This window comes from Nocardioides ginsengisoli, from assembly GCF_039537225.1.
Lineage (GTDB): Bacteria > Actinomycetota > Actinomycetes > Propionibacteriales > Nocardioidaceae > Nocardioides > Nocardioides ginsengisoli.
In genome coordinates this window covers 173,761-194,791 of sequence record NZ_BAABAC010000006.1, presented here as the reverse complement: position 1 = coordinate 194,791, position 21,031 = coordinate 173,761, and the positions used below count along the sequence as shown (strand labels likewise).

Genomic DNA, 21,031 nt, shown 5'->3' with positions numbered 1-21,031 from the left:
GCGCTTCGTAAGATCGCCTTCGTGAAGCGACTGAGCACAGAGGCTTACCAGGCCCTACGCGACTCGCTCGCCGTGATGACGTGGTTCAAGCGGCCGTTCCAGACGTTCCTCCGGACGGCTCTTCGCGATCACCCCGAACTCCTGGCCGGGCTGGACTTCGACGGCTCGACGAAGCGCGAGGTCGCCGACGACCTCGTCGGCCGTCTTATCGCCCAGGAGGAGCGACTTCAGGATGTGACGATCCGCCTCATGTTGGAGGTCGCCGCCGTCGACCGCTTCCCAGATATCGAGAGACTCGAAGAGCCCGACCGGTCCCTTCGGCTCTCCGAGGCGCGCGACGCGGTCGCGCACATGAAGGCGATGACCGAACGCTTCGCCGACCGGGTCGCCGAGCAAGAGCGCCTCGCCGCTGAACGCGAGTCCCACAAGGCGCACGCCGTCGCGCTCCGGCAGTTCGAGGACGATCTCGCCGACCTGAAGGAACGCTTCCTGACCCTCAGCGCGGCGACCGACGCTCGCCAACGGGGCTACGACTTCGAGAAGTTCCTCGCCGACCTCTTCAAGACCTTCGACATGGAGCCGCGCCTCGGCTACTCGACCGACCTCGAACAGATCGACGGCTCGCTGACGTTCGACACGGACGACTACATCGTCGAGGCGAAGTGGATCAAGGAGACCGTGAGCCGCGAGACCGCCGACGCCTTCGCCGCGAAGGTGCGCCGGAAGGGCAAGAACGCCCTCGGCCTCATCATCGCCGTGAACGGCTTCTCTGGCCCGGCGCTCAGCGCCTACTCCGAGAAGACGCCGTTCCTCGCAGTCGACGGCGGCGACCTCTTCCTCGTGCTCGACAGTCGCATCCGGCTCGACGACCTCTTGAAGGCGAAGAAGCGGCACGCGAACGAGACTGGCTCGTGTCACCTTCCGGCGTCCGCCGTCGTGAACTAGTTCCCTTCGGCGGCGCGGCGGGCGATCATCTCGTCGAGCCGCTCTCGGTACGGCGTCGCCAGAGCGATCCACTGGTCGAGCGGCCGGTCGCTGAGCGACTCGGCGGCTTCGCCCGGCGTCCGATCGCGGAGGTCGATCACGTAGTCGGCTCCGTCCGAGCGCCATGCAACGACGGGCCACTTCCGGCGCTCCGAGTTCGTCACGCCGATCCAGAACTCGTTATCGGGCTTCACCGCGCGGCCGATCGAGGGGTACTCGTCAGCGTGCGCCCATTCCCGCCACGCGTGCGAGAACGAGAACTCGATATCGAGTTTCCACGAGGACACGCGCCTGACTCCGAGAGCCGCGAGCCCGAGTCCGAGCCCCTCGACAACCTCCGCGACCTGATCCTTCTTGCTCGCCATGCCGCGACCCTATCGACGGCCCGCCGACGGTCTTGCACGCCGAGCGGTGCCTCATCCCGCTCAGCCGTCGCGAAGCGCTTCCTCGACCCGTGCGACCTTGCCGTCGAGTTCGCCGTCGTGTCCGGGCCGAATGTCGGCCTTGAGCACGAGGGAGACTCGCGACCCGTACGGAGCGACCGCCTCGGTCGCTCGCTTGACGACGTCGAAACAGGCGTCCCATTCGCCTTCGATCGTCGTAAACATTGCGTCGGTTCGGTTCGGGAGACCGGACTCGCGGACAACCTTCACCGCGGCCGCTACTGCCTCAGTGACCGACCCGTCTTCGCGGCCAGTCCCGCTGGGCGCAACGGAAAATGCTACGAGCATCAGATCACCTTCCTAGCGCGTGCGAACGAACCTTGAGCCTTGTCACGTTGTAACCACTCCCCCTCGATCGTCGTGAACATCGAGGTGAGCTCGAACGGGAGACCGGACTCGCGGACGACCGCCACGGCAGCGGCGACGGCCTCCGCGACGGAGCCGTCCTCGGCGGTGGCGGACGGCGCAACACTGAAGGCGACGAGCATCCACCGAACCTAGCAATCTGCCGCCTAGAGCTCGGCCTCGGCCCGCTCCATCTGCGCGATCGTCCAGTCGAGGCTCGCCCGGATCTCGGCGTCGGCCAGCTCGCCCTCGATGTCTCGGAGCTCCTTTATCCCCTCCGCCAGGACCCGCTTCGCCTCTGCCCGGTCGCGCGTCGCGACCGCGGCATAGGCACAGATCTGGACCCGCTGGATCACCTCGTGTGCCAGCGCGTCGAGCTGATCGGTGGACATGTCCAGACCCTAGGAGAGCCGCCTGCGGCCGGCATCCCGAGAATCGGGCAAGCCTCGCTCAGCCGGGCCCACCACCGGCGCTCAGCACGGCGCGTCCGGCGCCCAGCGCTCGACCAGCGCACGGAAGCCCGCCTCGGCCGCGGCCCGCAGCGCCGGGGACGGCGCGGACGGGTGGTCCGGCTCGGCGGCGAAGACCGCCTCGACCCAGGCGGCGATCGCGCGCGGGACCGGGGCGACGCCGAGCTCGCGGGTGCGCGACTTCAGCAGCCGCAACTCCTCCACCTCGTCCCGTACGGCGGCCGGCACGTCTGCCTGCGCGATCAGCTCGTCGAGGTTCATCGGCGGGACGCCGTCGTGCTCGTCGAGCCAGCGCAGCGTCACCGCGGGCCGGACCGCATAGAACACCCGCTTGAGCCGCACCATCAGCTGGTCAGCATCACCGGAGGCGACCGCGCCCGCCCACTGCGCGCGCCCCACGTGCAGGTAGTGCCGCCGCAGCCGTCCGGGGTCGACCACCTGCCCGACCAGGTCGAGCAGGTCGTCACGGAAGGCCGACGAGCCCGTGTAGACCCAGGGCGAGCGCAGCCACTCGCCCACGGTGGCGTTGCCGGCGGTGGCAAGGCGCACCGCCTTGGCGACGTCCCAGCCGTTGACGTCGAGCAGACCCTCGAGCGGCGTCTCGATCACGTCCCGCGCCGGCCACAGGGCCAGATAGGACTCGCGCGGACGGACGAAGAAGAACCGGCAGTCGTAGTCGCTGTCGGGCGAGGCGAAGCCCCACGCCCGGCTGCCGCTCTCGATCGCCCACGGCACCCGCACGCCGTACGACGACGCGACCGCGGCCAGGCGCCCGTCGATCGCCGCCACCATGGCGGGGTCGAAACTCTCGGGGACGACGCGCATGCGCCGAACCGTAGACCGGAACGCGTCCGGCCCGCACCCGAGATGCCGAACGGCCCGCCCCTCACGCGGAGGGACGGGCCGTTCGAGCGGAGCGGATCAGCCGCGCAGCAGGTTGCGCAGCACGTACTGCATGATGCCGCCGTTGCGGTAGTAGTTGGCCTCACCGGGGGTGTCGATGCGGACGACCGCGTCGAACGAGACACCCGAGTCGGTGGTGACCTTGACCGTCGACGGCGTGGTGCCCTCGTTGAGCTCGGTGATGCCCGAGATCGAGAAGGTCTCCTCGCCGGTCAGGCCCAGCGACTCGGCGTTCTCGCCGGCCGGGAACTGCAGCGGGATGACGCCCATGCCGATCAGGTTGGAGCGGTGGATGCGCTCGTACGACTCGGCGATGACGGCCTTCACGCCCAGCAGCGACGTGCCCTTGGCGGCCCAGTCGCGCGACGAGCCCGAGCCGTACTCCTTGCCCGCCAGGACGACGAGCGGGATGCCCGCGGCCTGGTAGTTGACGGAGGCGTCGTAGACGGTCGTGACCGGACCGTCGGCGACGGTGAAGTCGCGGGTGAAGCCGCCCTCGGTGCCGGGCGCGATCTGGTTGCGCAGGCGGATGTTGGCGAACGTGCCGCGGATCATGACCTCGTGGTTGCCGCGGCGCGAGCCGTAGGAGTTGAAGTCGCGCGGCGCGACGCCGTTCTCGGTGAGGTACTTGCCCGCGGGCGAGTCGGCCTTGATCGAGCCGGCCGGCGAGATGTGGTCGGTGGTGACCGAGTCGCCGAGCTTGAGCAGGACGCGGGCGCCGTCGATGTCGGTGACCGGGTTGGGCTGGTCGGGCATGCCGTCGAAGTAGGGCGCCTTGCGGACGTAGGTCGACGACTCGTCCCACGTGAAGGTGTTGCCCTCCGGGGTGGGCAGCGAGCGCCAGCGCTCGTCGCCCTTGAAGACGTCGGCGTACGACTCGGCGAACATGTCGGAGTTGATCGCGCTGGCGATGGTCTCCTCGACCTCGGCCGGCGAGGGCCAGATGTCCTTGAGGAAGACGTCGTTGCCGTCGGCGTCCTTGCCCAGCGCGTCGTTGAACAGGTCGACGTCCATCGAGCCGGCCAGCGCGTAGGCGACGACCAGCGGCGGGGAGGCCAGGTAGTTCATCTTGATGTCGGGGCTGATCCGGCCCTCGAAGTTCCGGTTGCCGGAGAGCACCGAGACGACGGCGAGGTCGTTCTCGTTGACCGCCGCGGAGACCTCGGGGATGAGCGGGCCCGAGTTGCCGATGCAGGTGACGCAGCCGTAGCCGACCAGGTTGAAGCCCAGCTTGTCGAGGTACGGCGTGAGGCCGGCCTTGTCGTAGTAGTCGCTGACGACCTGCGAGCCGGGGGCGAGGGTGGTCTTGACCCACGGCTTGCGGGTCAGGCCCTTCTCGACGGCCTTCTTGGCGAGCAGCGCCGCGCCGATCATGACCGACGGGTTGGACGTGTTGGTGCAGGAGGTGATCGAGGCGATCGTCACCGCACCGTGGTCGAGCGTGAAGGTGGTGCCGTCCTCGAGGGTGACCTCGACCGGCGACGACGCGCGGCCGCCGTCGGCGGGCGCCGCGGAGAGGTGGTTGCTCGGGGCCGGGGCGCCGTTGGCCTGGTGGGGGTCGTGCGACGGGGCGTCGGACGCCGGGAAGGACTCCTCGACGGCCTCGTCGTAGCCCTGCGCGTCCTGGGGCGCACCGGCGTAGTCGACGAGCGCGCCGCGGAAGGCCTCCTTGGCCTCGGACACGAGGACACGGTCCTGCGGGCGCTTCGGGCCGGCGATCGACGGGACGACGGTCGCCAGGTCGAGCTCGAGCTTCTCCGAGTAGCGCGGCTCGGCCTCCGGGTCGAGCCACAGGCCCTGCTGCTTGGCGTACTGCTCGACGAGCGCGATCTGCTCCTCCGAGCGGCCGGTCAGGCGCAGGTAGGTGGTGGTCTCCTCGTCGATCGGGAAGACCGCGATCGTGGAGCCGAACTCCGGCGACATGTTGCCGATGGTGGCGCGGTTGGCCAGCGGCAGCGCCGCGACACCCGGGCCGTAGAACTCGACGAACTTGCCGACGACGCCGTGCTTGCGGACCATCTCGGTGATGGTGAGCACCAGGTCGGTGGCGGTGGAGCCCTCGGGCAGCGAGCCGGACAGCTTGAAGCCGACGACGCGCGGGATGAGCATGGAGACCGGCTGGCCGAGCATCGCGGCCTCGGCCTCGATGCCGCCGACGCCCCAGCCGACGACGCCGATGCCGTTGACCATGGTGGTGTGCGAGTCGGTGCCGACGCAGGTGTCGGGATAGGCCTGAATCACCTCAGCGCCGTCGGCTCCCTCACTTGGACGGGTGAAGACGGTGCGTGCCAGGTGCTCGATGTTGACCTGGTGGACGATGCCGGTGCCCGGCGGCACGACCTTGAAGTCGTCGAAGGCGCCCTGGCCCCAGCGCAGGAACTGGTAGCGCTCGCGGTTGCGCTCGTACTCGATCTCGACGTTGCGCTGGAAGGCCTCCGGCGAGCCGAAGACGTCAGCCATGACGGAGTGGTCGATGACCATCTCGGCCGGCGCGAGCGGGTTGATCTTGGTGGCGTCGCCGCCCAGGTCGGCCATCGCCTCGCGCATGGTGGCCAGGTCGACGACACAGGGGACGCCGGTGAAGTCCTGCATGATCACGCGCGCCGGCGTGAACTGGATCTCCTTGTCGGGCTGGGCGGTCTCGTCCCAGCCGGCGAGGGCCTTGATGTCCTCGGCGGTGATGTCCGCGCCATCCTCGGTGCGGAGCAGGTTCTCGAGGAGCACCTTGAGCGAGAAGGGCAGGCTCTCGACGTCGAGACCCTCGCCCTTGACCGCGTCGAGGCGGAAGATCTCGTAGGCCTTCCCGTTCACGTCCAGGGTGCTCTTGGCACCGAAGCTGTTCTTGCTGGCCATCCGCGTCTCCGTCCTCGTCGAACTTCGTCCGATGTCGTCGCTGTGTTGTCGCTGGTTGTCGCTGTGTTGTCGCTGTGTTGTCGCTAGCTCGTGGCTAGGCCTGTCCTCTGCATCCTGCCGCCGCGCTGCGCGACGGGGATAGTGAGGCAGACCTAAGTTCTGCAGAGCTCGGGGATCCGATATCTCTTGACGTCAAGATACACGGGATCGAGTCAGATTTCCATCATCCTCGGCGAACTGAGTCCGGTAGAGCTCCTCGTAGCGGCCGCCCGCGAGCAGCAGCTCGGCGTGCGTTCCCTGCTCGACGATGCGGCCCTCCTCGACGACGGCGATCAGGTCGGCCGCGCGGATGGTCGAGAGCCGGTGGGCGATCACCAGCGCGGTGCGCCCGGCCAGCGCCTCGCCCAGAGCGGCCTGGACCGCCGCCTCGGACGTCGAGTCGAGCGACGCCGTCGCCTCGTCGAGGATGACCACCCGCGGCTGCTTCATGAGCAGCCGGGCGATGGTCAGCCGCTGCCGCTCGCCGCCGGAGAGCCGGTAGCCGCGCTCCCCCACCACCGTGTCGAGGCCGTCGGGCAGCGTGCGCACGAGGCTGCCGAGCCGCGCCCGCTCGAGCGCATCCCACAGCTCCTGCTCCTCGGCGTCGGGGCGGGCGAGCAGCAGGTTGCCGCGGATCGAGTCGTGGAAGAGGTGACCGTCCTGGGTGACCATGCCGACCGTCGCGCGGATCGCGTCGGCGGTGAGGTCGCGGACGTCGATCCCCGCCAGCCGTACGGCGCCCGCGTCGACGTCGTAGAGCCGCGAGACGAGCTGCGCGATGGTCGACTTGCCGGCGCCCGAGGACCCGACCAGGGCGACGACCTGACCCGGCTCGGCGCGCAGCGAGATCCCGTGCAGGACCTCCTCGCCGCCGCGCGTGTCGAGCGTGGCGACCGCCTCGAGCGAGGCCAGCGAGACCTTGTCGGCGGCCGGGTAGGCGAAGCGCACGTCGTCGAGCTCGACCGCGACCGGCCCCTCGGGGACCTGGTTGGCGGCGCCGGGCCGGTCCTGGATCAGCGGCACCAGGTCGAGCACCTCGAAGACCCGCTCGAAGCTGACCAGCGCGCTCATCACCTCGACCCGCGCGCTCGCGAGGGCGGTCAGCGGCGCGTAGAGCCGGGTGAGCAGCAGCGACAGGGCGACGACATCACCGGCGTTGAGCGTGCCGGACAGGGCGAGCGCCCCGCCCACGCCGTAGACGACGGCGATGGCCAGCGCCGACACCAGCGTCAGCGCCGTGACGAAGGTGGTCTGCACCATCGCCGTACGGACGCCGATCTGCGCGACCCGCGCGGCCCGCGCGGCGAACTCGGCCGACTCCTGCGCCGGGCGGCCGAACAGCTTGACCAGGGTCGCGCCGGGCGCCGAGAAGCGCTCGGTCATCTGGTTGCCCATCGCGGCGTTGTGGTCGGCCGCCTCGCGCTGGATGCCGGCCAGACGGCGGCCCATCCGGCGCGCCGGCATCACGAAGACCGGCAGCAGCACCAGCGCCAGCAGCGTCACCTGCCACGAGATGCCGAGCATGACGATCAACGTCAGGACCAGCGTCACGACATTGGCCACGACACCGGACAGAGTCTGGCTGAACGCGCGCTGCGCGCCGATCACGTCGTTGTTGAGCCGGCTGACCAGGGCGCCCGTGCGGGTGCGGCTGAAGAAGGCGATCGGCATCCGCTGCACATGGTCGAAGACCGCCGTGCGCAGGTCGAGGATCAGCCCCTCGCCGATGCTCGCCGACAGCCACCGGCCGATCAGCCCGAAGCCCGCGTCGGCCACCGCCAGGCCGGCGATCGCCAGCGCCAGGCTCACGACGACACTGCGGCTGTCGCCGGCGACGATCGCGTTGACGACCTTGCCGGCCAGCACCGGCGTCGCCACGGCGAGACCGGCGCTGACCACGCTCAGGACGACGAAGCCGATCAGCTTGCGCCGGTGCGGCCGGGCGAACGCGAGGATGCGCCGCGCGGTCGCTCCGCTGAACGCACGCTCCTCGTCGGGGCCGTGCATCCCGCGGTACACCTGACTCCAGGCGATGGACTCCATGCTCATGGGAGTGACGTTAGAACCTCAAGCCGACTTGAGGACAACTCGTTCTGTTCGCCTGTGGAGAACAGGGCCTCCCCCGGCGGTCCTAGAGGACGACGGTGGGCTTCACCCGGCTCGGCGTCCAGACCTTCTGGCGCCGCGCGACCACGCTGGTGAGCACCAGGGCGCCCACCAGATAGGCCGCCAGCACCAGCACCGCGCTCATCGCCCGGGCCGGGTCGCCGCCGTACATCAGCTGGCGGAGGCCGTCGACGGCATAGCTCATCGGTAGCACGTCGTGCAGCCAGTGCAGGGGCTGCGGGATCGTCTGCCACGGGAAGGTGCCGCCCGCGGTGACCAGCTGGAGGACCATCAGCACCAGCGCCAGGAACTGGCCGGGCGTGCCGAGCAGCGCGTTCATCAGGTGCACGATCGCGACGAAGGTCGCCGAGATCAGGATCATGAACAGCCAGGTCCGCACCCCCTCGACCACCCCGACGTCGAGCACCAGCGCGACGACGGCGAAGGCCAGCGTCATCTGGGTGACGCCGATGAGGGCCGGCGGCAGCCAGCCGCCGACCGCGATCCGCAGCGGATGCTGGTCGGCCGCGAGCGCGCGCGACGACAGCGGGCGGACCAGCAGGAAGAGGACGTAGCCGCCGATCCACGCGGCAAGCGCCAGGAAGAAGGGCGCCAGGCCGGCGCCGTAGTTGCGGGCCTGCGCCTTGTTGGCCGCCCGTACGTCGATCGGGCTGGCCACCGTCTCGGCGATCCGCGCCCGCGACCGCTCGGTGGTCTCGGGCACCTTCGTCACGCCGTCCTCGAGCCCGGACCGGAGCTGGCCGGCGCCCTTGGTCAGCTGCTCGAGCCCGCTGCGGAGCTGGACCGCGCCGGTGTGGAGCGTGCCCGCGCCCTCGGCGAGCGTGCCGGCGCCGGTGGCCAGCTTGCGCGAGCCGTTGCGGGCCTGGTTGATCCCGTCGACCAGCGCCGGCGCGGAGCGGGCGAGCTGGTCGGCGCCGTCGGCGACCTGACCGGCGCCGCGGGCGAGCTGGTTGAGCTGGCTGCGGACCGCGCCGGCCTTGGCGTCGGTCTCGTGGACCCGCTTGCCCACCCGGTCGTAGATGCGCAGCACGGAGTCCTGCTGCGCCTGGTCGAGGCCGAGCTGGGCGAGCCGGGCAGCGATGTCGGTCCGGCCGCCGTCGTAGGCGGTGCGGGCGGTGTGGACCGCCCCGGCGATCCGGTTGCCGGCGTCGGCGACCTTGCGGTCGCCCGCCGCGACCTGCCGCGCGCCGTCGGCGAGGCGGCGCGCCTGGGCCGGCAGGCTCGCCGTCCGGGTGGAGAGCGTGGTCAGCCCGTCGCGGAGCTGGATCGCGCCCTGGTGCAGGTCGTCGGCGCCGCCCGCGAGGCGGCCGCTGCCGTCGGCGAGCTGACGAGCCCCGCCCCGGGCCTCCGTGAGGCCGTCGTACAGCTTGCCGGCGCCGTCGGCGCCCTGCTGCAGCCCCGTACGGACGTCGGCGATGCCGACCAGGAAGGCGGCGACCGCCTCCTTCGAGACCCGCTCGGAGATCGCGTCGCGGACCTTGGTCGCCACGGTGTTGGCGATCGTCGTCGACAGGTAGGAGTTGGCGTCGTTGGTGAGCATCTTCAGCTTCGCCTGCTCGGGATCGGTGCCCGACGCACTGGTCAGCGCCGCGGAGAAGTCACGCGGGATGATCAAGGCGAAGTCGAAGGTACCGTCGTCGACACCCGCCTGGGCGGTCTTCCGGTCGACCTCGTGCCAGCCGAAGTCGTTCGACTCCAGCAGCTGGTCGGCGACCTCGCGGCCGGCCTTCATCGGCGTCCCGTCGAGCCCGGTCGCGCCGGTGTCCTCGACGACGAGCGCGGTCGGCACCCGGTTGAGCGCGGCGTACGGGTCATGGTTGGCGTAGAGGTAGAGGCCGGCGTAGATCGTCGGCACCGTGACCAGGGCGAGCACCGTGATCCGGCCCATCCGGATGCTCAGCAGCCGGGACAGCTCGGTCCAGGCGATGCGCAGGGCGGTCATGCGAAGGACTCCTCGCTCGTGTCGTCACTGGGGTGGGCGCCGCCGATCGCGGCGAGCCGGGCGGCATGGCCGGCCAGGTCGACCGCCTCGCTGACGGTGACCAGGACGCCGAGCCCGCGCTCGGCCGCGGCGTGCGCGACCGGCCACCACTCCCGGCGGTGCAGGCCGTGGCGGTCGGGCGAGACGATGACGAGGAACTCCGCGCCCGGGCGGTCGGCCCCCAGCTCGGCGAGCGCGCGCAGCCGGTCGATCGGCGCGACGTCCTCGGTGTGGACGGCGGGGCTGGTCTCCAGGCCGTGCTCGCGCAGCCAGGCGGACGTCGCGCCGGGCCCGGCCGGCCGCCCGGCCATGGCGAGCTCCTCGCCCACGATCACCCGGAACGGTACGGCGTCGTCCGGCTCGGTCACGCCCGGCACGTCGACCAGGACGACCGCCCGCTGCCGCAGCGCCGGCGCCGGGTCGCCGCCCAGCCGCACGCTGCCGGCGGTCAGCTCGAGCCGCCCCGCGAGCGCGAGCGCCAGCGCGACATTGCCGTGTCCCGGCCGACCGACGGCGACGACGACCTCGCCCGGGATCAGCTCGACCGTCGTCGGCGCGAGCAGCCCGTCGACGGTGCCGGCCATCAGCTGGAGCCGCGGCGGCGGGGGCGGAGGCGTCGGGATCGGGTCCGGCTGGGGCTCCGGTGTCGTCATGGCCGCTTAGTCTGCCGAAAAAACTTCCGGGGGCGCCTGTCGTAGTGACTGTGACCTGTTCGTGGAGAGGATGTCAGCGCCCCCAACCGACCCAGGAGGTCACCATGCGCACCCTGATCTACACCGCCTTCGTCTCCGTGGACGGCGTCGTCCAGGGCCCCGGCCCGGAGGACGGCTACCGCAACGGCGGGTGGACCTTCCAGGGCATCGACTTCCTCGAGGACGTCTACGAGCTCAAGGGCCGCGAGCAGGAGGAGGCGAGCGCGCTGCTGCTCGGCCGGGTCAGCTACGAGGCGTTCGCGCCGGTGTGGCCGACGATGACCGCGGAGTTCCCGAAGTACAACGCGATGCCCAAGTACGTCGTCTCGACCACGCTGAAGGAGGACGACCTGGTCGACGACTGGGGCGACATCACGATCCTGCGCTCGATCGACGACATCGCCGCGCTCAAGGAGACCGACGGCGGCCCGATCTCGATCCACGGCTCGGCGAGCCTCGCCCGCGGGCTGGCCGACGCGGGCCTGATCGACCGCTACCACCTGCTCGTGTTCCCGTGGGTCCTCGGCGCGGGCAAGCGGATGTGGAGCGAGACCGACAAGGACCGGCAGAAGCTGGCGCTGGTCGAGAGCGCGTCGTACGCGAACGGGGTGCAGAAGCTCTGCTACGAAGTGGTGCGATGAGCTAAGCGGGGCGGGTGGCCCCGGGCGTAAGGATGGTGTGAATGCACTCTTGCCCGGAGGGACGATGACGACGGGACCCACCCCCGACGGCTTCGATGCCTGGGTGCGACCGCACCTGACCACGCTGCACCGGTACGCCGCGCGGCAGGTCGGTCCTGCCGACGCCGACGACGTCGTCCAGGATGCGCTCGTACGGGCGTGGCAGCGCCGCGCGACGTACGACGCGGCCCGGGGCGCCCCGCTCCCCTGGCTGCTCGCGATCGTCCGCGACCGCTCCCGGCGCCATCGCACGCGGCGGCGGGTCGTCCTCGACCTCGCCGCCGTGGGCGACCCGGCCGCCGAGGACGCCCGCGCCGACCTCGACCTCGAGCGCGCGATCCGGCGGCTGCCGGCGCGCCAGCGCGAGGCGGTCGACCTCTACTACTTCGTCGGCCTCGACGTGACGACCGTCGCCGAGGTCATGGACTGCGCGCCCGGCACGGTCCGGGCCACCCTGCACCAGGCCCGCGGCACGCTGCGGACCCTGATCGGAGACGACCATGTCTGACCACGACGACCTGCACCAGCGGCTGAGCGACGCCGGCCGGCGCTGGCGCGAGGGTCTCCCGCCGGCCACCGAGGCGGTCCGGCACGTCGCGCCGCCCCAGCGCGGCCCCCGGCGCTGGACGGTGCCCGTGGCGGCGGCGGCCGCGGCGGCCGCCGTCGCGGCGATCGCCGGCGCGTCCGTCGTCCTGCGCTCGGGCGACGACCAGAGCCCGAAGCCGCCGGTCGCCACCCAGCCGACGCCCACGCCGACCCCCACTCCGCCCCCGACGCCTCCGACCGGCCCGCCGCCGAGCCCCACCGGCCCGGTCGCCTGCGGACCCGACGACCTGGTCGCCGGAGCGCCGCAGACCGAAGGCGCCGCCGGGACCGCGGTCATCATCGTCCCGCTCACCCTGGCCGCCGGCGCGGAGCCGTGCACGATCGAGGGCTACCCCGACGTCGCCCTGCTCCAGCACGGCACCGACCTCGGCCTGACCGGCACCCACAACACGGCGTTCCCGCCGAGCCGGATCCGGATGGCGCCCGGCGCCACCGCAGACGTGTCGATCGGGTGGGCCGTGAGCCACTACTGCGGCAACGTCGACAACGACCAGATCCGGATCACCCTCCCCGGCGGCCAGATCCTGACCGTGCCCGGCTTCGGCCAGAGCTCGTGCTCGCCCGGCGAGCAGGGCAGCCCGCCGTGGGTCACCTCGGTCACGAGGCAGTGAGCAGCGCCGGACACCCGACCGCGCATGTAACTCGGTGTCCATGCATCCACCACGGGGTCATGACCGGTAACGACACCGTGGTGGATGCCCGAACGCTGAGGTAGATGCCGAACACGGTGGTAGATGCCCGAGCGCGGCGGTGGATGCCCGAACACCGTGGTGGATACCCGAACACCGAGTTACAAGCGCGCCCGCGCGTCGCCGCACGGCACCGCGACGATCTCCACCGCGCATGTAACTCGGTGTCCATGCATCCACCAGGGGGTCATGACCGGTAACGACACCGTGGCGGATGCCCGAACGCTGCGGTAGATGCCGAACACGGTGGTAGATGCCCGAACGCCATGGTGGATACCCGAACACCGAGTTACAAATGCGGCCGGGCACCGCCGTACTGCACCAGGACGGCCCGTCGGGCCCGCCCCGAACCGCACCCCCGGATGCGTGTTACGCCGGCGCTCTCAGCCGGAATCGCCCCGCCGCAGCTCAGCACCGCCGGTCTCGAGCAGCGCGACACACTCCACGTGATGGGTCATCGGGAACAGGTCGAAGGCCCGCAGCGTCCGCAGCCGATAGCCATGCTCGCCGAAGATGGCGACGTCCCGGGCGAGCGCGGCGGGGTCGCAGGCGACGTAGGCGATCGCGCGGGGACGGCGGCGGACGATCTCTTCGACGACGGCGCGCTTGGCGCCCACCCGCGGCGGGTCGAGGACGACGAGGTCGGCGGTGTCCCACTCCGGCGGGAGCCCGCCGGCCAGGACGGCGGCGACGTCGCCGGCACGCGCCAGCACGCCGGGGACGTTGCGCTCGGACAGCCGGGAGGCCTCGGGGTCGCCTTCGACGGCGGCCACCCGGCCACCCGGCCCCACCGCGTCGGCGAGGAAGCGGCTGAAGAGGCCGACGCCGGCGTAGAGGTCGATGGCCGACTCCCCCGGCTGCGGCTCCAGCGCCTCGAGGACGGCCTCGACCAGGGTCTCCGGGGCGCCGGGGTGGACCTGCCAGAAGCCGCCGTCGGCGACCTCGAAGCCCCGCCCCCGCACCTCGTACGACGGCCCGGTGGGCGCCTCGAGCAGGCACTCGTCGACGGGCAGCACGTCGTGGGAGCGGTGCTTGCGCATCCCGCGGCCCCCGCCCCGCAGCTCGACGTACCGCTGGCGGGTGCGCCAACGCAGCCCGTCGACGTCGCCCGGCACGGCCTCGACGGTGACGTCGACGTCGAGCTTGGCGACCCGGCGCAGCTGCTCGGCGACGACCGCGGCCTTGAGGTCGCGCTGCGCGTCGAGTGCGACATGCTGGAAGTCGCAGCCGCCGCAGAGCCCGGGGCCGGCGTACCGGCACGGGGCGGCCACCCGGTCCGGGGAGGCGGTGAGGATCTCGATCGCGTCACCGCGCCAGAACTTGTCGCCCTCGGTGCCCTCGGTGAGCTCGACGAGGACCTTCTCGCCGGGCAGCGCGTGGCGCACGAAGATCACGCGGTCGTCGGCGCGGGCGACGAAGTGGCCGCCGTGCGCGACCGGTCCGACCTCGACCTCGAACCGGCGTCCGACCACGGACGCGCCGCGCGGCTTGCGGGTGCGGGTGTGGCGCCTCACGAGCGCGGGACCTGGCGGTCGCGGTCCTGGGCGACCCGGCCGCGGCGCAGGTCGCCGGGCCGCACCCGGTGCTCCTCGCGCTCCTCGCGCTCGAGCGCGATCCCCGACGACCGCAGCTGGTAGGGCACCGACGTCACCATCACGCCGGGCGTGAACAGCAGTCGGCCCTTGAGCCGCAGGGCGGTCTGGTTGTGCAGGAACTGCTCCCACCAGCGGCCCACGACGTACTCGGGGATGTAGACGGCGACGACGCCGCGCGGGTTGGCCCGCCGGATCGCCGTGGCGTACTCGACGATCGGCTTGACCACCTCGCGGTACGGCGAGTGCAGCACCTTGAGCGGGATGCCGGTGTTGCGGTCGTCCCACTCCTCCAGCAGCCGCGCGGTCTCCTTCTCGTCGACCGACACGTAGACGCCCTCGAGCGAGTTGGGCCGGGTCGCCTTGGCGAACGCCAGCGCGCGCAGCGTCGGCTTGTGGAGCTTGGAGACGAGCACGATCGCGTGGACGCGGGTCGGCAGCGCCTTGTCGGTCTCGTCGGCGGCGAGCTCGCGCTCCACGTTGTCGTAGTGGCCCTTGATGCCCTTCATCACCGCGAAGAAGAAGCCCATCGCGAGGACCGTGATCCACGCGCCGGCGAGGAACTTCGTCAGCAGGACGACGACGAGCACGACCGCGGTGAACGACAGGCCGATCGCGTTGATCGTCCGCGAGCGGTAGATCTTGCGCCGCACCGCCGAGTCGCGCTCGGTCTCCAGGGCCCGGGTCCAGTGCCGGATCATGCCGAGCTGGCTGAGGTTGAAGGAGACGAAGACGCCGACGATGTAGAGCTGGATCAGCTTGGTGGTCTCGGCGTCGAAGGCCACGATCAGGATGATCGCCATCAGCGCGAGGAAGACGATGCCGTTGCTGTAGGCGAGCCGGTCGCCGCGGGCGCCGAGGGCGCGGGGCGCGAGGCCGTCCTTGGCGAGGATCGAGCCGAGCACCGGGAAGCCGTTGAAGGCGGTGTTGGCGGCGAGCACCAGGATGATGCCGGTGACCGTCACGACGAAGTAGAAGCCGGGGCTGAAGTTGTGGAAGACCGCCTCGGCGATCTGGGCGATCACCGCGTGCTGGTCGTAGCCGGCCGGCACCGGGGCGCCGTTCATGGTGAGCCGGCTCAGCTCGTGCGGGTCGACGTAGCGCAGCCCGATCTGCTTGGCGAGCACGATGACGCTGATCATCATGGTCACCGCGATCAGGCCGAGCAGGAGCAGCGTGGTCGCGGCGTTCTTGCTCTTCGGCCGCTTGAACGCGGGGACGCCGTTGGAGATCGCCTCGACACCGGTCAGCGCCGCACAGCCCGACGAGAACGCCCGCGCCAGCAGCACGATCAGCCCGAACGTCGACAGCGGCTCCTCCCACCCGGGGCGCGGGGTGATGTCGAGCCCGGCGCTCTCGGCCTGGGGCAGCGAGCCGCCCAGCGCCTGGAGCAGGCCGTAGGCGCACATGCCGAGGATCGCGAACATGAAGAGGTACGTCGGGATCGCGAAGAAGGTGCCCGACTCGCGGATGCCGCGCAGGTTCATCGCCATCAGCACCAGCACCAGGATCACGGCGATGAGCGCCTCATGATCCTGGAAGGCCGGTATCGCCGCCGATGCGTAGTTGGCGCCCGACGAGATCGACACCGCGACGGTGAGGACGTAGTCGACGAGCAGCGCGCTGGCGACGGTGATGCCCGCCGTACGGCCGAGGTTGACGGTGGCCACCTCGTAGTCGCCGCCGCCCGACGGATAGGCGTGCACCGTCTGCCGGTAGGACATGATCACGGCCGTCATCACGATGGCGACGGCGATGCCGATCTTCCACGACCAGATGTACTGGGACGCGCCCGCGATGGCCAGCATGATGAAGATCTCGTCCGGGGCGTAGGCCACCGACGAGAGCGCGTCGCTGGCGAACACCGGCAGCGCGATCCGCTTGGGAAGCAGCGTCTCCCCGAGCTGTGCACTGCGCAGCTTGCGCCCGAGCAGGATGCGCTTCGATACGTCACCGACACCCACGAGCGACAACGGTAGGGCATCGCCCCCGGCTTCACCGCGTCCGCTCGGTCGTGGGTTCACTCGGGTGACCGTTCGGGGCGCGACTGCTATAGCGTTCTCACGTGCATGTCGTGATCATGGGCTGCGGCCGCGTCGGCTCGACGCTCGCGCGGAGTCTCGAGGACCGCAACCACACCGTGTCGATCATCGACACCGAGCCGGACGCCTTCCGGCGGCTCGGTCCGGGCTTCAACGGTGACAAGATCCCCGGCATGGGCTTCGACCAGGAGGTCCTGGAGAAGGCCGGCATCCGCCGCGCCGACGCCTTCGCCGCCGTCTCGAGCGGTGACAACTCCAACATCATCGCCGCGCGCGTGGCCCGCGAGACCTTCGGGATCCAGCAGGTCGTCGCCCGGATCTACGACCCGGGCCGCGCCGAGGTCTACCAGCGGCTCGGCATCACCACGGTCGCGACCGTGCGCTGGACCGCCGACCAGGTGCTGCGGCGGATCCTGCCGGCCGGCGCCGAGCCCGACTTCCGCGACCCCTCCGGCACCATCCGGGTCGACCACATCCCCACCCCCGAGGTGTGGGTGGGCGCCCGGGTCGGCCAGCTGCAGGAGCAGGCGCGCTGCCGGGTGGCGTGGATCGACCGGCTCGGCGAGGGCATGCTGCCCGACCGCGAGAGCGTCATCCAGGAGGGCGACATGCTCCACCTGGTCACCCGTGAGGAACACGCCGACCAGGCGTACGAGGTGCTCGGGCGCGGTCCCGAGCACGAGGGCTGAGGAGGACGACGATGCGCGTCGCAATCGCCGGAGCAGGCGCCGTCGGGCGCTCCATCGCCCGTGAGCTCATCGAGAACGGGCACGAGGTGCTCCTCATCGACAAGTCCCCCGCGTCGATCCGCCCCGAGCGGGTCCCGGACGCCGAGTGGCTGCTCGCCGACTCGTGCGAGCTGTCGTCCCTGGAGGAGGCGCGGCTCGACAAGTGCGACGTCGTCATCGCCGCCACCGGCGACGACAAGGCCAACCTGGTGACCTCGCTGCTGGCCAAGACCGAGTTCGGCGTCCCGCGCACGGTCGGCCGGGTCAACCACCCCAACAACGAGTGGCTGTTCACCGAGGCCTGGGGCGTCGACGTCAACGTGTCGACCCCGCGGATCATGTCCGCGCTGGTCGAGGAGGCGGTGACGGTCGGCGACCTGGTGCGGCTGTTCACCTTCCGCCAGGGCAACGCCAACCTGGTCGAGATGACGCTGCCCGCCGACTCGCCGTACGTCGGCAAGGAGTCGGGGCTCATCCCCCTGCCCGAGAACTGCGCGCTGGTCAGCATCCTGCGCGACAGCCAGGTCTACGCGCCGACGCCGGAGCAGCCGGTCGAGTCGGGCGACGAGCTGCTGTTCGTCGTCCCGGCCGAGGCCGAGGACGAGCTCGAGCGGCTGCTCGCGCCGGGCTCGCACCCCTGACCCTCACGGGCAGCGCGCAGCCGTCGCTCGCCGGCGGCTACGCGGGACGTGTCTCCAGCGGGGTCGCGTTGCGCGCCAGCAGCCAGATCATCCCCGACCACGAGGCGATCCGCAGCGCCCAGCCGAGGCCGGTGCGCAGGATCAGGATGAGGACGACGGCCTGGTCGGCGTCCATCGTGCCCTGGTGGCCGAGCAGCCAGACCGGTCCCTGCAGCAGGACGCCGACGGCGCCGGGCAGCAGCATCACCCAGGTCAGCCGGTTGCAGAGCCGGACGATCTGCCGGTCGTCGTGCCAGGCGGTCGGGTCGCCGGTGACGCTGCCGAGCATGAAGCCGAGCATCGGCCAGCCCGCCAGGCAGGACGCGCCGAGGACGACGGTGTAGCCGAGGCTGATCAGGATGCCGGGCAGGAAGAAGGCCAGCGCCTGGTCGGACTCGGAGCCACCGGAGCTCTCGGCCCACCGCACGAACACCCAGCCGATGCCGATGCCGAAGATCGCGTTGAGCACGAACTGGGTGCTGCCGCGCTGGACGACGCGCAGCAGCAGCGCGGCGCCGGCGACCACCAGGCTCGCGACCAGGGCCCACTGCAGCTCCTTGGTCGTCAGCCACAGCAGGGTGAAGACGATGCCGGGGACCGCCGCCTCGGCCATGCCGCGCCGGCCGCCGAGGGCGGTCGCCAGCTGGCGTCGCACCAGCGCCTCCACGGTGTCGACGCCGAGATGGGCGTGGGCGGGAGCGGCGGCAGGGGTGATGTCGTCGGCGGGGTCTTCGGTGCTCACAGCAGCTCGTAGCGAGGGTTGTAGAGGATGCGGGAGTCGTCGGTGCGGCCGAGCCGGCCGGTGACCTCGATCGAGCGGCCCGGGCCGATGCCGGCGATGCGCCGGCGGCCGAGCCAGATCACGGTGACCACGCCGGTGCCGTCGTACAGCTCGGCCTCGAGGGCGGGGACGCCGCCGCGCGGGCGCAGCGTGACGGTGCGCAGCGAGCCGCGCAGGGTGACCTTCTCGCGGTCGGGGGCCTCGTCGATGCTGACGACGCCCTTCCCACTGAAGGTCTTGCGCAGATCGCGCGCCTCGGCCTCGTCGGGATTGGCCCACTTGCTGATGGTGCGCCGCAGCCGGCTCTTGGTACCCATGGCTAGCTCGCGTTGACGGCCTTGGGCTCGGCGCCTTCGGGCAGGGTCAGCGGCAGCTGCTCGCCCACCGGCATCGCGTGGGCGCCGCGGCGGACCACGACCTGGGCGATCGCGGCCTCCCACTCCGCGGCCGCATCGGGCTCGCGGGCGGGCTCGCCGAGGAAGGTGGCGCGCAGCAGCCAGCGGGGGCCGTTGACGCCGATGACGCGGGAGATCTGGGTGCCGGTGGCGCCGTCGGCGCGGGTCATCCGCACCTCGCAGACGAGCTCGGTGCCGAAGCGGCCCTCGCGCTCGGTGGCGGTGCCGCCGCGGCGGGCGGCGTCGGCGGCGATCTGGGGCCGGATCTCGCTCCAGAGGTCGCCGTGGCGGGGCGCGGCGAACGCGCGCAGCTCGAGGGCGCCCTCGTCGGTGGCCAGCAGCACCGCGCGGACCTCGCCCGTCTGCTCGTCGACCTGCACGCGCAACTCACGGTCGGCCAGCGGCGCGACCAGCAGCGAGCCGAGGTCGAGCCGGGCCACCCCGTCGTCGGGGAGGTCGTCGACGTCGTAGGGACCGTCGAAGACGCCGTCGGCCGTCGCGTCGGTGGTCTCGCCGGTCTCGTCGGCGGCCGGGGCGTCGGTGGTCTCGTCGACCTCGATCCCGTCCGCGTCGGCAGCCTTGCGCCGCAGCCTCACTGTGTCCTCCTCATCGGCCGAGGCCTCCGGTCGCGAAGCCTCCAGTAGAACCGTAGCCGCCACTGCCACGAACGCTGTCAGGAAGGGCGTCGACCGCCACGAACCGCGCACGCTCGACGCGCTGGACGACGAGCTGCGCCATCCGGTCGCCGCGCCGCAGGCTGATCGGCTCGAACGGGTCGTGGTTGATCAGCAGCACCTTGATCTCGCCACGGTAGCCCGCGTCGACGGTGCCGGGGGTGTTGACGATCGAGAGCCCGTGCTTGGCCGCCAGGCCCGAGCGCGGGTGGATGAGCGCGACGTATCCCTCGGGCAGCGCGATCGCGATCCCGGTCGGGATGAGCGCCCGCTCCCCCGGCTTGAGGGTCACGTCGACACCGGCCACGAGGTCGGCGCCGGCGTCGCCCGGGTGGGCGTAGGCGGGCATCGGCAGCTCGGGGTCGAGCCGCTGGACGGAGATCACGAGATCGTCGGGCACGGGGGCACCCTAACCACCCCTCGCGACGGATGCCCGATCAACGGATGGGATCATCTCTCCGTGAGCGAGAGCGCGGGGACCGTCTACCAGGAGCGCCTGCGCGTCCCGCTGCGCTGGTGGGCCCAGGGCACCATGCTCGTCGCCACCACCTGGCTGGTCCTGATCGTCGCGCTCGCCGAGAAGGCCCCGTGGCTGGCGTGGACGGTCACCGGCCTGGCCGTGCTCGGCCTCGCCGCCGCCCTCCGCTCGTACGGCGGCGCGCGGATCGTCGTCGCCGACGGCTGGCTGCACGCCGGCCGCGCCCGGATCGAGGCGACCTACGTCGGCACCGCGGAGGCCCTCGACGCCGAGCAGACCCGCCGGGTCTCCGGCCCCGAGGCCGACGCCCGGGCCTACCTGCTGCTGCGGCCCTACCTCAAGCGGTCGGTCAAGGTCGAGATCGTCGACCCGGCCGATCCGGCGCCGTACTGGCTGGTGAGCTCGCGGCACCCGCGGGCCCTGGCCGGCGCGATCAACGACCTCCACCACTCCGTCGGCAGCGGGGCCCGGGAGCCGGGCCGATAGGCTCGGCCTCATGGCAAACGACAGCTCCAAGGTCTGGTCGGCGTTCTCCCTGGTGGCCGCGCTCGGCGCGGCGGCCGTGGCCAAGAAGGGCCTCGACACCGGCTGGCGGGCCGCCACCGGCAAGCAGCCCCCGGCCAACCCCGCCGACCCCGACGTCGACGTCTGGGAGGCGGTCGCGTGGGCCGCGGCGAGCGGCACCCTGGTCGCGCTCGCGAAGATGCTGGCGCAGCGCCGGGCCGCGGGCTACTACCTCAAGTCGACGGGCCAGCTGCCGCCCGGGCTGCGCAAGGGCGACGCCTGACGGAGCGACCCCGGCTGCCCGCCGGGCAGCAACGGGCAGCAACGGGCAGACAGAGGAAACGG

General features: G+C 71.6%; 23 protein-coding genes. 8 read left to right on the top strand and 15 right to left on the bottom strand.

The window, feature by feature from the left end; all coding sequences use genetic code 11:
- The first annotated feature begins 21 nt into the window (after positions 1-21).
- Positions 22-945, top strand: coding sequence for a restriction endonuclease (locus AB4880_RS04485; protein WP_367918002.1), 924 nt, complete (start codon positions 22-24; stop codon positions 943-945).
- On the opposite strand, the gene AB4880_RS04480 is transcribed toward AB4880_RS04485, so the two are convergent.
- From AB4880_RS04480 to AB4880_RS04440, 9 genes are all read right to left on the bottom strand, one after another.
- Complete coding sequence (locus tag AB4880_RS04480; RefSeq protein ID WP_367918001.1) at positions 942-1,349, bottom strand: hypothetical protein; 408 nt, start codon at positions 1,347-1,349, stop codon at positions 942-944. The two genes, AB4880_RS04485 and AB4880_RS04480, sit on opposite strands and share 4 nt — an antisense overlap.
- Before the next feature lie 60 nt (positions 1,350-1,409).
- Positions 1,410-1,715, bottom strand: a complete 306-nt coding sequence (locus AB4880_RS04475) for a thiamine-binding protein (RefSeq protein WP_367918000.1) — start codon at positions 1,713-1,715, stop codon at positions 1,410-1,412.
- Positions 1,715-1,915 carry a thiamine-binding protein gene (locus AB4880_RS04470; RefSeq protein WP_379228632.1) on the bottom strand — a complete coding sequence of 67 codons (201 nt, stop codon included), beginning with the start codon at positions 1,913-1,915 and terminating at the stop codon, positions 1,715-1,717. The genes AB4880_RS04475 and AB4880_RS04470 overlap by 1 nt, the downstream gene beginning before the upstream one ends.
- A 24-nt stretch (positions 1,916-1,939) precedes the next feature.
- Complete coding sequence (locus tag AB4880_RS04465; protein WP_367917999.1) at positions 1,940-2,164, bottom strand: hypothetical protein; 225 nt, start codon at positions 2,162-2,164, stop codon at positions 1,940-1,942.
- Between the two features lie 81 nt (positions 2,165-2,245).
- Positions 2,246-3,067, bottom strand: a complete 822-nt coding sequence (locus AB4880_RS04460) for a nucleotidyltransferase domain-containing protein (RefSeq protein ID WP_367917998.1) — start codon at positions 3,065-3,067, stop codon at positions 2,246-2,248.
- A gap of 96 nt (positions 3,068-3,163) precedes the next feature.
- The gene (locus AB4880_RS04455; RefSeq protein ID WP_367917997.1) at positions 3,164-5,998 is read right to left on the bottom strand and encodes an aconitate hydratase; all 2,835 of its coding nucleotides are present in this window, start codon (positions 5,996-5,998) and stop codon (positions 3,164-3,166) included.
- Positions 5,999-6,190: 192 nt separating this feature from the next.
- The gene (locus AB4880_RS04450; RefSeq protein ID WP_367917996.1) at positions 6,191-8,086 is read right to left on the bottom strand and encodes an ABC transporter ATP-binding protein; all 1,896 of its coding nucleotides are present in this window, start codon (positions 8,084-8,086) and stop codon (positions 6,191-6,193) included.
- An 82-nt stretch (positions 8,087-8,168) separates the two neighbouring features.
- A complete protein-coding gene (locus tag AB4880_RS04445; protein WP_367917995.1) occupies positions 8,169-10,106 on the bottom strand; it encodes a YhgE/Pip family protein in 1,938 nt (645 codons plus the stop codon).
- Positions 10,103-10,798, bottom strand: coding sequence for a hypothetical protein (locus AB4880_RS04440; RefSeq protein WP_367917994.1), 696 nt, complete (start codon positions 10,796-10,798; stop codon positions 10,103-10,105). Before AB4880_RS04440 ends, AB4880_RS04445 begins: the two co-directional genes overlap by 4 nt.
- A 104-nt stretch (positions 10,799-10,902) precedes the next feature.
- On the opposite strand from AB4880_RS04440, the gene AB4880_RS04435 reads away from it, so the two are divergent.
- From AB4880_RS04435 to AB4880_RS04425, 3 genes are all read left to right on the top strand, one after another.
- Positions 10,903-11,478: a dihydrofolate reductase family protein gene (locus AB4880_RS04435; protein ID WP_367917993.1), complete on the top strand. Its 576-nt coding sequence runs from the start codon at positions 10,903-10,905 to the stop codon at positions 11,476-11,478.
- A 64-nt stretch (positions 11,479-11,542) separates the two neighbouring features.
- Entirely contained in the window at positions 11,543-12,025 is a 483-nt protein-coding gene (locus AB4880_RS04430; RefSeq protein ID WP_367917992.1) for an RNA polymerase sigma factor, read from the top strand.
- Positions 12,018-12,734 carry a DUF4232 domain-containing protein gene (locus tag AB4880_RS04425; protein WP_367917991.1) on the top strand — a complete coding sequence of 239 codons (717 nt, stop codon included), beginning with the start codon at positions 12,018-12,020 and terminating at the stop codon, positions 12,732-12,734. The genes AB4880_RS04430 and AB4880_RS04425 overlap by 8 nt, the downstream gene beginning before the upstream one ends.
- Positions 12,735-13,195: 461 nt before the next feature.
- Here the strand turns inward: AB4880_RS04425 and AB4880_RS04420 are convergent, their stop codons facing one another.
- Both AB4880_RS04420 and AB4880_RS04415 read right to left on the bottom strand, forming a co-directional pair.
- Positions 13,196-14,326: a class I SAM-dependent RNA methyltransferase gene (locus tag AB4880_RS04420; protein WP_367917990.1), complete on the bottom strand. Its 1,131-nt coding sequence runs from the start codon at positions 14,324-14,326 to the stop codon at positions 13,196-13,198.
- Positions 14,323-16,368, bottom strand: coding sequence for an APC family permease (locus tag AB4880_RS04415; RefSeq protein WP_367917989.1), 2,046 nt, complete (start codon positions 16,366-16,368; stop codon positions 14,323-14,325). Before AB4880_RS04415 ends, AB4880_RS04420 begins: the two co-directional genes overlap by 4 nt.
- Positions 16,369-16,484: 116 nt before the next feature.
- Here AB4880_RS04415 and AB4880_RS04410 point away from each other — a divergent pair, with 116 nt between their 5' ends.
- Positions 16,485-17,135, top strand: a complete 651-nt coding sequence (locus tag AB4880_RS04410; RefSeq protein WP_379228672.1) for a potassium channel family protein — start codon at positions 16,485-16,487, stop codon at positions 17,133-17,135.
- Between the two features lie 11 nt (positions 17,136-17,146).
- Positions 17,147-17,815 carry a potassium channel family protein gene (locus AB4880_RS04405; protein WP_367917987.1) on the top strand — a complete coding sequence of 223 codons (669 nt, stop codon included), beginning with the start codon at positions 17,147-17,149 and terminating at the stop codon, positions 17,813-17,815.
- A gap of 37 nt (positions 17,816-17,852) precedes the next feature.
- On the opposite strand, the gene AB4880_RS04400 is transcribed toward AB4880_RS04405, so the two are convergent.
- The 4 genes from AB4880_RS04400 to dut are packed head-to-tail and all read right to left on the bottom strand — an operon-like array spanning position 17,853 to position 20,104.
- Positions 17,853-18,596, bottom strand: coding sequence for a DUF3159 domain-containing protein (locus tag AB4880_RS04400; protein ID WP_367917986.1), 744 nt, complete (start codon positions 18,594-18,596; stop codon positions 17,853-17,855).
- Entirely contained in the window at positions 18,593-18,952 is a 360-nt protein-coding gene (locus AB4880_RS04395; protein WP_367917985.1) for an OB-fold nucleic acid binding domain-containing protein, read from the bottom strand. Before AB4880_RS04395 ends, AB4880_RS04400 begins: the two co-directional genes overlap by 4 nt.
- Positions 18,953-18,954: 2 nt before the next feature.
- Positions 18,955-19,626, bottom strand: a complete 672-nt coding sequence (locus tag AB4880_RS04390; RefSeq protein ID WP_367917984.1) for a DUF3710 domain-containing protein — start codon at positions 19,624-19,626, stop codon at positions 18,955-18,957.
- A 10-nt stretch (positions 19,627-19,636) separates the two neighbouring features.
- On the bottom strand, positions 19,637-20,104 hold the full coding sequence (dut, locus tag AB4880_RS04385; RefSeq protein ID WP_367917983.1) for a dUTP diphosphatase: 468 nt from the start codon (positions 20,102-20,104) through the stop codon (positions 19,637-19,639).
- Between the two features lie 60 nt (positions 20,105-20,164).
- Between dut and AB4880_RS04380 the strand changes: the two genes are divergently transcribed.
- The gene (locus tag AB4880_RS04380; RefSeq protein WP_367917982.1) at positions 20,165-20,668 is read left to right on the top strand and encodes a DUF3093 domain-containing protein; all 504 of its coding nucleotides are present in this window, start codon (positions 20,165-20,167) and stop codon (positions 20,666-20,668) included.
- A 10-nt stretch (positions 20,669-20,678) separates the two neighbouring features.
- Entirely contained in the window at positions 20,679-20,969 is a 291-nt protein-coding gene (locus AB4880_RS04375) for a DUF4235 domain-containing protein (protein WP_367917981.1), read from the top strand.
- Positions 20,970-21,031 lie beyond the last annotated feature (62 nt).

Bases quoted from the DNA above. Each gene is read 5' to 3' on its own strand.
- AB4880_RS04445 (WP_367917995.1), bottom strand. From the start codon at position 10,106: ATGACCGCCCTGCGCATCGCCTGGACCGAGCTGTCCCGGCTGCTGAGC.
- AB4880_RS04470 (WP_379228632.1), bottom strand. From the start codon at position 1,915: ATGCTCGTCGCCTTCAGTGTTGCGCCGTCCGCCACCGCCGAGGACGGC.
- AB4880_RS04425 (WP_367917991.1), top strand. From the start codon at position 12,018: ATGTCTGACCACGACGACCTGCACCAGCGGCTGAGCGACGCCGGCCGG.
- AB4880_RS04460 (WP_367917998.1), bottom strand. From the start codon at position 3,067: ATGCGCGTCGTCCCCGAGAGTTTCGACCCCGCCATGGTGGCGGCGATC.
- AB4880_RS04410 (WP_379228672.1), top strand. From the start codon at position 16,485: ATGGGCTGCGGCCGCGTCGGCTCGACGCTCGCGCGGAGTCTCGAGGAC.
- AB4880_RS04465 (WP_367917999.1), bottom strand. From the start codon at position 2,164: ATGTCCACCGATCAGCTCGACGCGCTGGCACACGAGGTGATCCAGCGG.
- AB4880_RS04395 (WP_367917985.1), bottom strand. From the start codon at position 18,952: ATGGGTACCAAGAGCCGGCTGCGGCGCACCATCAGCAAGTGGGCCAAT.
- AB4880_RS04430 (WP_367917992.1), top strand. From the start codon at position 11,543: ATGACGACGGGACCCACCCCCGACGGCTTCGATGCCTGGGTGCGACCG.
- AB4880_RS04435 (WP_367917993.1), top strand. From the start codon at position 10,903: ATGCGCACCCTGATCTACACCGCCTTCGTCTCCGTGGACGGCGTCGTC.
- AB4880_RS04475 (WP_367918000.1), bottom strand. From the start codon at position 1,715: ATGCTCGTAGCATTTTCCGTTGCGCCCAGCGGGACTGGCCGCGAAGAC.
- AB4880_RS04405 (WP_367917987.1), top strand. From the start codon at position 17,147: ATGCGCGTCGCAATCGCCGGAGCAGGCGCCGTCGGGCGCTCCATCGCC.
- AB4880_RS04480 (WP_367918001.1), bottom strand. From the start codon at position 1,349: ATGGCGAGCAAGAAGGATCAGGTCGCGGAGGTTGTCGAGGGGCTCGGA.
- AB4880_RS04450 (WP_367917996.1), bottom strand. From the start codon at position 8,086: ATGAGCATGGAGTCCATCGCCTGGAGTCAGGTGTACCGCGGGATGCAC.
- AB4880_RS04440 (WP_367917994.1), bottom strand. From the start codon at position 10,798: ATGACGACACCGGAGCCCCAGCCGGACCCGATCCCGACGCCTCCGCCC.
- AB4880_RS04455 (WP_367917997.1), bottom strand. From the start codon at position 5,998: ATGGCCAGCAAGAACAGCTTCGGTGCCAAGAGCACCCTGGACGTGAAC.
- AB4880_RS04375 (WP_367917981.1), top strand. From the start codon at position 20,679: ATGGCAAACGACAGCTCCAAGGTCTGGTCGGCGTTCTCCCTGGTGGCC.